At 52.1% G+C, this 317-nt stretch carries 1 pseudogene; it reads left to right on the top strand.

Annotation, left to right across the window (positions count from 1 at the left end):
• Nucleotides 1-170: 170 nt before the first annotated feature.
• Nucleotides 171-317 (top strand): annotated as a pseudogene (locus tag HX855_RS32995) (MFS transporter); the annotation flags it as partial.

The following is a 317-nucleotide window of genomic DNA, read 5'->3' as shown; positions in this document are numbered from 1 at the left end:
CAACGTTTAATGACTTAATTTGTTACCGGTTCAGCGTTCGTTCAGACAAAAGGGGGAGGGAAGTTCTAGTATCAAGTGCACTTATTGATAAATGATCTGTACTGGGTGGATAACGCGGAGTCACAATGCCGCAATAACTTCTGATGTGTGTGCGCACGAGGCAACTTCCCATGTTCGATGTTCTCGGCAATAGAACCTATCGCCATTTGTTCCTGGCACAGATCATCGCGCTGATCGGCACCGGCTTGACCACGGTTGCGCTGGGCTTGTTGGCGTTCGACCTGGCGGGAGCCCAGGCGGGTGTGGTATTGGGCACG

The sequence above is a fragment of the Pseudomonas sp. IPO3778 genome (genome assembly GCF_013386825.1).
In the GTDB taxonomy this organism is placed as follows: domain Bacteria; phylum Pseudomonadota; class Gammaproteobacteria; order Pseudomonadales; family Pseudomonadaceae; genus Aquipseudomonas.
This window is presented reverse-complemented; position numbering and strand designations above follow the sequence as displayed.